The sequence below is a fragment of the Sphingomonas sp. Ant H11 genome, assembly GCF_000797515.1.
Classification (GTDB): domain Bacteria; phylum Pseudomonadota; class Alphaproteobacteria; order Sphingomonadales; family Sphingomonadaceae; genus Sphingomonas.
On the sequence record NZ_JSBN01000049.1, the window covers coordinates 1 to 7500 of the forward strand.

Consider the following 7500-nt stretch of genomic DNA (forward strand, 5'->3'; position numbering starts at 1 on the left):
GGGGCTGGCTTGGCGGCGGGCTTGGTCGGCGTCGGCTTGGGCGCAGGCTTGGTCTGGGCGAGGGCGGCGGTGCCGCACAGCAGGGCCGCAGCGGCGGCGATCGTCATCGGGAGCTTCGTCATGGACATCCTCTCAAAACCGTCAGGCGCAACACGCCTGCGGCGATGGTGCAACGCTATCGCGCGATCGGCAATGGTGCGATCATGACAAATCCGTCATGTCGGCTCGTTCTTTAGAACGGCACTTCCTTGCCCTCAAAGTCGAACAGCTTGCCGCTATCCGGGGCCTTCAATTCCTCGATCGTGTCGAGCAGTTGCAACGCGGCGCGGTCTGGCGTGAACAGGCGACCGGCCTGGACATTGCCCTGGAACGGGCGCGACAGCGCCGTGTCGACAGTGCCGGGATGCAGCGTAACCACGATCGTCCGGTCGTTGCGGCGCTTTTCCTCGATCGCGATGCCGCGCATCAGCATGTTGAGCGCGGCCTTGGAGGCGCGATAGCCGTGCCAGCCGCCCAGCTTATTGTCCGAAATGCTGCCGACTCGCGCGGAGAGCGCGGCGAACACCGCGCGCCGGTCCTGGGCATGATCGGCAGGAAGTGCTTGGCGACAAGGGCCGGGCCGATCGCGTTGATCGCATAGGTCTCGGCCAGCCAGGCCGGATCAAGTTCGCGCATCGCCTTTTCCGGGCCGCGCTCGCCTGCGTGCAGCAATCCCGTGGCGACGATCACCAGCGTCGGGGCGGGGCCTGTGGCGACATGCGCAGCGGCTGCCGCAATGCTTGCTTCGTCGAGCAGATCAAGATGCTGCGCGCCGGTGCGGGACCGCGCGAAGCCGTGGACCTTTTCGAAGGTCGCTTCGTCGATCAGCGCCGCTTCCAGCGCCGCGCCAATGCCGCCCGAGGCACCGATAATGACCGCTGCGCCGGTCATGCGCGGGTAAACCGCCAGCGGTCGGGTGTGCTCTCGGCGGCGTCGAAGCGATAGCCGTCGCTGTCGAACCCGCGCATCGCGTCAATCTCGCCGATGCGATGTTCGCACATCCAGCGCGCCATCATCCCGCGTGCGCGCTTCGCGTGGAAGCTGACGAAGCGCGGGCCGTCGGGCCCGGCTTCGCGGAAGTCGACGTCGATCACGCGCAACCCCGCCAATTTGCCGTCGACCGCCGCGAAATATTCCTGGCTGGCAAGGTTGAGCACGACGCCCGATCCTTCCTCGGCGACGTCCTCGCGCACGGCGGCAGCGATGCGGTCGCCCCAATATTCGTACAGGCTCTTGCGGCGCGGTGCCCAGCGCGTGCCCATTTCGAGTCGATAGGGGCGCATCGCATCGAGCGGGCGCAGCAGGCCATACAGACCCGACAGCATCCGCACATGGTCCTGCGCGAAGGCAATCGCGGCTTCGTCGAGGGTACGCGCTTCGAGGCCGGTATAAACGTCTCCGGCAAAGGCGAAGAGAGCGGGGCGTTGGGGCGCATCGGCGAATCCCGCAAAGCGGTCGGCGTTCAACTTCGCCAGCTTGGGCGAAATGTGCATCAGGGCCGCGAGGCGCGCCTGGGTCAGGTTTGCGGCCGATTTGGCGAGCGAAGCGGCCTCTGCGTGAAAGCGCGGCGCGGTCGCGGTCAAAGCGGGGAGGGGACGTTCATAGTCGAGCGTCTTGGCAGGGGACAGAAGGGCGATCATCGCCCCGGCGATTAGGCGGGCACCGCGCCCGCGTCAAAGCCCGAACGCAAATTGGAGCGCGGCGAATCGCGAACCGCGATGCGGCCAAATGCGTTCAAAGCGCGTTCAGTCGCCGCCGCGCATCTCGCGTCGCTTGACGGTCTAACCGGCGGCGCTAGGAGCAAAGCCAGTATTCCGCTGCGCCAGCGACGTTTGAGGAGAGTCCCGCAATGAAGATGGTTTCGAAGATCGCCCTGACGGCAACGCTCGTCATCGGGTTGAACGGTGCCGCCCTGGTCGCCCCCGCGATCGCCAAGAAGAAGGAAGATGCCGCCCCGGCGACGCCGACGATTTCTGCACCGGCGCGTGCTGCTGCCGTCGAAGCGCAAACCGCGCTGGCCGCGACGCCCAAGGATCTCGCCAAGGCCGAGACCGCGCTGAACACGCTCGATAGCGTCGCGAAGAGCGATTATGAGCGGTATCTCGCCTCGGGCCTGCGCCTGTCGCTGATCAACGCGCAGACGCAAGGCCAGCCCGAAGCGGCCCGCATCGCCGCGCTGACCCCGCCGCTTGATGCACTGATCGCCAATCCGGCAACGCCCAAGGCCGAGCTGGGTAACCGCTACAATTCGCGGGCCGGTTTCGCCTATTCGAACAAGGACTATGCCAAGGCGGTCGACTATTTCACCAAGGCCAAGGACCTTGGCTATACCGACGACGATCTGCTGCTCAACATCGCGCGCGCCAAGGTCGACGCGGGTGACGTGAAGGGTGGTATCGCCGATCTGGGTGCCGCCGTGCAGGCGGAAAAGGCCAAGGGTAAGAAAGCGCCCGAATCCTGGTATAAATATGCCTTCACCCGGCTCGGCAAGGCAGGGGACCAGGAAGGTGCCGATCAGTGGACCGCAGCCTGGCTGACCGAATATGGCACCAAGGAGAATTGGCGCGGCGCGATCTACACCTTCGGCTTCCAGGGGCCGTCGGCGGCGAAGTACAGCAAGAACCGCGTCGATCTGTATCGCCTGCTGTGGGCGACCAAGAGCCAGACCGGCCAGCGCGAATATATCGATTATGCCGATGCCGCGATCAACGTCGGCTTGCCCAACGAAGCCAAGACGGTGCTCGACGAAGGCTTTGCCAACGAATCGATCCCCAAGGGCAACATCACCGCGACCGAGGAACTGACCCGCGCCAAAACCGGCATCGCCGGTGCGACGTCGCTCGCGATCAAGGAGAAGAACGCGCAGGCAGCCCCCAAGGGCGATCTCGCGCAGCAGGCAGGCGACGCCTATTTCGGCACGCGCAACTACGCCAAGGCGATCGAGATGTACCGCCTGGCCGAAACCAAGGGCGCACCTGACGCCGACCGCAACAACCTGCATCTCGGCATGGCGCTGGCGCTGTCGGGCGATCGCGCCGGGGCCAAGGCGGTCCTCACGAAGGTGGCTGCCGACCCGAGCAAGGCGATTGCCCGGTTGTGGCTGGTGTTCGTGGACACGCCGCCGACGGCGTGATCGCGAATCCCTTCGGATATTCGGAAAAGGGCGGCCTGCGGGTCGCCCTTTTTCGTTTGGGACAAGCGGCCGTCGCGCGATGGGAGGCCTATTCGCGACCTTGTTTGCCCCGCATCTCGACCAGCCCAATCGTCAAAGATACAATCGCGCCCGTGCAGACTTAGGGGGACTTCGCATGGGGGCTTGGGGCGCGCTTATCATGAGCTTTTTCGGGGCGGTGTTCGCTTCGCTGACGCTGTATTGGCAGTGGAGTGTGACGGGAGCCGCCTTGGCCTTGCCCTTCCTGGCCTTCGTGTTGATCGGGCTGGCTGCGCTGTATGTAATCTGCATACCCGCCGATGGCATCAAACCGTCGGCAAAAGAAGCAAATGCGATCATGTGGAGCAGCATGGGAGAAGGAGTGGGCCTTTTCCTCGCGGCGAATATCGTCATCAATCTCCATCGGCCCGATCTTCTCTTGCCCTCAATGGCGCTTGTGGTCGGGCTGCATTTCCTGCCGATCGCTTTCGCTGCGGGCTTTCGTCCGTTCTATGTCCTCGGCTTTGGGCTGATCGCCGTCGCGATCGTCGGCTTTGTCGTAAACGGGCCAAGCGGCGGCGCGTTTGCCGGGCTCATGGCCGCCGGCGCGCTATGGCTTGCATCGGGCCTTGCGGTTCACCGCGACTGGTCGGCAAAACGGGCCGTGATGGCTGCGGCGTAGGCCGGGACGGCGCTTCGCCGTCGCTTTGCGAGTTGCCGCGCCAGACCCCGCTATCGTGCGCGGTCTTCGGGATTTCATCACCCCGCGCGGATCGGAATACCCGGGAGCGACTTGGCCGTGCGGATCGTCAGCGAGGTCTTGACGCTCGCCACATTCGGCGCTGGCGTCAGGTGAGTCATCAGGATTTCCTGGAAGCTCTTCAAGTCGCTGGCGACGATTTTCAGGATGAAGTCGATCTCGCCATTCAGCATGTGGCACTCGCGCACTTCGGGAATGGTGGCGACATGCTCCTCGAAGGCGGCGAGATCATGCTCGGCCTGGCTGCGCAGCGATACCATCGCAAACACGGTAATCGGATAGCCAAGGGTGGCGGGATCGATCTCGGCGTGGTAACCGCGGATTGCTCCGGCTTCCTCCAGCGCGCGCACGCGGCGCAGGCAGGGGGGCGCAGTCAGCCCGACGCGCTCGGCCAATTCGACATTGGTCATTCGTCCGTCGTCCTGAAGCAGTTCCAGAATACGGCGGTCGATCGAATCGAATGTCATTACGTAATGCTCCTGGGTAACGCGTGTTTCGCATTGCCATCTTGCACTTGCCTATAAGATAATTACTACGGAACGCAATTGTCCCACATTGCGACGGTGCCAAATCTCGGGGTTACGTAGGGCCTTTGCGCCGGTTAAGAATCCGTTACGACGCATGGGACGTCGCGATTTCGGGGACAGAATAGCTTGCGGTTCGACGACAGCCTGGAGACGGTCCTTTCGGCAGAAATGTCGACCGCTTTTGGCGCGCAATCCACTTGGCGGCAGTTGGTCGATCTGATCGGGCGCGGGCGGGCCGCGGCAAGCGAGGAGGCGATTGCCCGTTTGCGCATGATTCGCGGTGACGTGCCGCCATTGGTGCGGTCAGCGAGCGCGCGCGGGCTGGCCTTTGCTACCCCTCCCTTTCCCCTGGTGGCGTTGTTTGCCGAGGATGACCTGTCGATCGCCGCCCCGGTATTGCGAAGCGCGCGCCTGTCGATTGCCGAATGGACGAGTTTGCTGCCGGTCTTGTCGCCGTCCGCGCGGTCGATCCTGCGACACCGGCGCGATCTGCCGCGAGGGGTGCAGCGAGCGTTGGAAAGCTTCGGCAGTGTGGATTTCGTCCTGGACGCACCGACCGAACCCGAGCAGGTCGCGGCACCTACGGCACCTACGGCACCTACGGCACCTACGGCACCTACGGCACCTACGGCACCCGAGCCCGCGTCCGACCACGTAGCGACGGTCGAACCCGTCGCGCCCGTTCAACCGGTGCCGGAGCAAGCCGAAGTCGTGGCGGAACCTTTCGCGGAGCCGCCGAGTTTGCCGGAAACTGTAGCGCCGATCGCTCCGCAATCGTCCTTCGTGTCGATCGCGGCGGTCGCAGCCGGGTTGCCGGTGGTGGCGGAAGCGCTGCGCCGCGCCGATCATTCGGCCGCACCCGCACCTCCGGCCGCGCCGCCGCCCGCCGCCGAGGTTTCTGCTCCGATTGCGTTTGTCCGGCCACCACCACCCGCATCGCCGCTCGAAACCGGTCCCTTTCAGATTGCGGAACTGGTTGCGCGAATCGATGCCTATCAGCGCCAGCGCGAGGAAATCCCCTCCGCCCGGCCGCGTCTCGAAATTCAGCCGGAACTGTTCGCGACCGAGCTGCACCCGTCCGAGACCTTCCGTTTCGAAACCGATGCCAATGGTATCGTCCGCTGGATCGAAGGGGCGGCCCGCGCGCCGTTGATCGGGCTGTCGTTCGACCTTTCGCCCGCAGCCACTGGCGCGCAGGTCGATGGCGTGGTGGCGGGAGCGTTTCGGCGTCGGGCCGGTTTTGCCAATGCGCGATTGGTGGTGGATGGCCATTCCGATGCGGCCGGCCAGTGGCGCATTACGGGGATTCCCGTGTTCGACCGCGTGAGCGGGCGCTTCACCGGCTATCGCGGTACGGCCCGACGCCCGCGTGCCGACGAAACCGCCGAGCCCATGCGCGAAACCCGCAATCCCGCCGCCGATGCGCTACGTCAGTTGGTGCACGAATTGCGCACACCGACCAATGCGATCGCCGGGTTTGCCGAGATGATCGAATCGCAGATGCTGGGTCCGGTCCCTGCGGCCTATCGTGCCCATGCTGCGGCCATTCGAAGCCAGTCGAGCGGGTTGCTCACCGCGATCGACGATATCGACATGGCGGCCCGGATCGAGACCCATGCGCTCGATTTGCGCAGCGGTGACGTTCCGGTCGCGCCGTTGCTGGCGCGTATCCTGGCGGACCTGGCGCCGCTGGCGACGCTTAGGGGGAGTGTGCTCGAACACCATGTCCGCGGCGATTCGCTGGCGATCCTGGGCGATGATCGGGCGGTAGAGCGGCTGGTGGCGCGGTTGATGGCGACGCTCGTGGCATCGGGCAGCGCTGGCGAGCAGATCGGCGTGGTGGCCGCGCGGGATGACGGAGCGATCTCGATCGTGTTCGATCGGCCCAAGGCACTCGCCGCTTATGCCGAAGAGAATTTGCTGACCATCGATGCCGAGGCGGAGGCCGAGCGCGAGGGGGCACCCTTGCTTGGCACCGGCTTTGCGCTGCGGCTGGCACGCAATCTTGCCGCCGAATTGCGCGGCAGCCTGACGATAGGCGACAAGGCCTTGACTTTGCGCCTTCCCGCCGCGTCTCTTGCCGGAATGGAGCAGGTTTCTTCCAACTGATCGTGGCCACGCCCGATCCTGCCGCAGCGTATCGCCCGCTTGCCCCCGCGCGCACCGATCTGGTCGCGTGGCCGGATGTCTTCGGCACACGTTTCATCGTGTTCGTCGACACAGAGGAAGAGTTCGACTGGGCTGCGCCGCTCGCACGCGATGCCCATTCGGTGTCGGCGGTGGCCGCGATTCCCGATGCCCACCGCTGGTTCGCCGATCATGGCGTGCCACTGACCTATATGGTCGATTATCCGATTGTAGCGGACCCCCGCGCGGTGGAGGTGCTCGGTGCTGCGTGCGCCGACGGTGTCTCGGCGATCGGCACCCAATTGCACGGCTGGGTCAATCCGCCCTTCCAGGAGGCGCTGACGCCGTTCAACAGTTATGTCGGAAATCTGCCGCGCTCGCTGGAGGCTGCGAAGATCGATCGCCTCACCGACGCCATCACGGCCGCGTTCGGCACGCGCCCGATCGCCTATCGCGCCGGGCGCTATGGCATTGGCCCGCAGACGCTGACCTTGCTCGCCGAACGCGGCTACCGCTTTGATAGCTCGATGCGCGCGCGCTACAGTTATGCGGCGGACGGCGGGCCCGATTTCTCCGACATTGGCAATGCCGCCTTCCATGCTGGGCCGGGCGGCAGCTTGGTCGAGTTGCCGCTGACGACCGTGTATACGGGCCTGCTTCGGCGGCACGGCACCACCGTGTATCGTGCATTGGGACGTCTACCGAAGGGGCGCGGCCTGGCCGCCCGCATGCGCCTGTTGTCGCGCGTGGCCCTGACGCCCGAGGATATGCCGCTGCCCGATGCGCTCGAGGCGATTGCGGTGGCGGCTGGGGAGGGGGTGCGGGTACTGAACTTCTCCTTTCACTCCCCCTCGCTCGTGCCCGGACATACCCCTTATGTGCGCGATGCAGCGGAT

The 7500-nt window shown here is 65.2% G+C and carries 6 protein-coding genes and 1 pseudogene (1 of these 7 only partly in view); 4 read left to right on the forward strand and 3 right to left on the reverse strand.

The features are described 5' to 3' along the window. Positions 1 to 232: 232 nt before the first annotated feature. A pseudogene (locus NW75_RS10180) lies at positions 233 to 930 on the reverse strand (SDR family NAD(P)-dependent oxidoreductase). Further along, positions 927 to 1679, reverse strand: a complete 753-nt coding sequence (gene yaaA / locus NW75_RS10185; RefSeq protein WP_033965093.1) for a peroxide stress protein YaaA — start codon at positions 1677 to 1679, stop codon at positions 927 to 929. Before yaaA ends, NW75_RS10180 begins: the two are co-directional and overlap by 4 nt. Before the next feature lie 209 nt (positions 1680 to 1888). Here yaaA and NW75_RS10190 point away from each other — a divergent pair, with 209 nt between their 5' ends. Together NW75_RS10190 and NW75_RS10195 are read left to right on the forward strand one after the other, a co-directional pair. After that, complete coding sequence (locus NW75_RS10190) at positions 1889 to 3172, forward strand: hypothetical protein (RefSeq protein ID WP_033965095.1); 1284 nt, start codon at positions 1889 to 1891, stop codon at positions 3170 to 3172. Between the two features lie 199 nt (positions 3173 to 3371). Next, the gene (locus NW75_RS10195; RefSeq protein WP_231565109.1) at positions 3372 to 3872 is read left to right on the forward strand and encodes a hypothetical protein; all 501 of its coding nucleotides are present in this window, start codon (positions 3372 to 3374) and stop codon (positions 3870 to 3872) included. A gap of 77 nt (positions 3873 to 3949) precedes the next feature. Here NW75_RS10195 and NW75_RS10200 read toward each other — a convergent pair whose 3' ends face one another. Next, complete coding sequence (locus NW75_RS10200) at positions 3950 to 4417, reverse strand: Lrp/AsnC family transcriptional regulator (protein WP_033965099.1); 468 nt, start codon at positions 4415 to 4417, stop codon at positions 3950 to 3952. Positions 4418 to 4603: 186 nt separating this feature from the next. On the opposite strand from NW75_RS10200, the gene NW75_RS10205 reads away from it, so the two are divergent. Beyond that, entirely contained in the window at positions 4604 to 6586 is a 1983-nt protein-coding gene (locus tag NW75_RS10205) for a sensor histidine kinase (protein ID WP_081988720.1), read from the forward strand. Positions 6587 to 6588: 2 nt separating this feature from the next. Continuing rightward, on the forward strand, positions 6589 to 7500 hold the 5' portion of the coding sequence (locus tag NW75_RS10210) for a polysaccharide deacetylase family protein (protein ID WP_033965101.1). Its footprint extends 111 nt past the window's final position; the window shows 912 of its 1023 coding nt (coding positions 1-912); it begins with the start codon at positions 6589 to 6591; the stop codon falls past the right edge of the window.

What these genes read in the sequence shown, in the direction of transcription:
- NW75_RS10200 (WP_033965099.1), bottom strand. Translation starts at nt 4,417, where the DNA reads ATGACATTCGATTCGATCGACCGCCGTATTCTGGAACTGCTTCAGGAC.
- yaaA (WP_033965093.1), bottom strand. Translation starts at nt 1,679, where the DNA reads ATGATCGCCCTTCTGTCCCCTGCCAAGACGCTCGACTATGAACGTCCC.
- NW75_RS10190 (WP_033965095.1), top strand. Translation starts at nt 1,889, where the DNA reads ATGAAGATGGTTTCGAAGATCGCCCTGACGGCAACGCTCGTCATCGGG.
- NW75_RS10195 (WP_231565109.1), top strand. Translation starts at nt 3,372, where the DNA reads ATGAGCTTTTTCGGGGCGGTGTTCGCTTCGCTGACGCTGTATTGGCAG.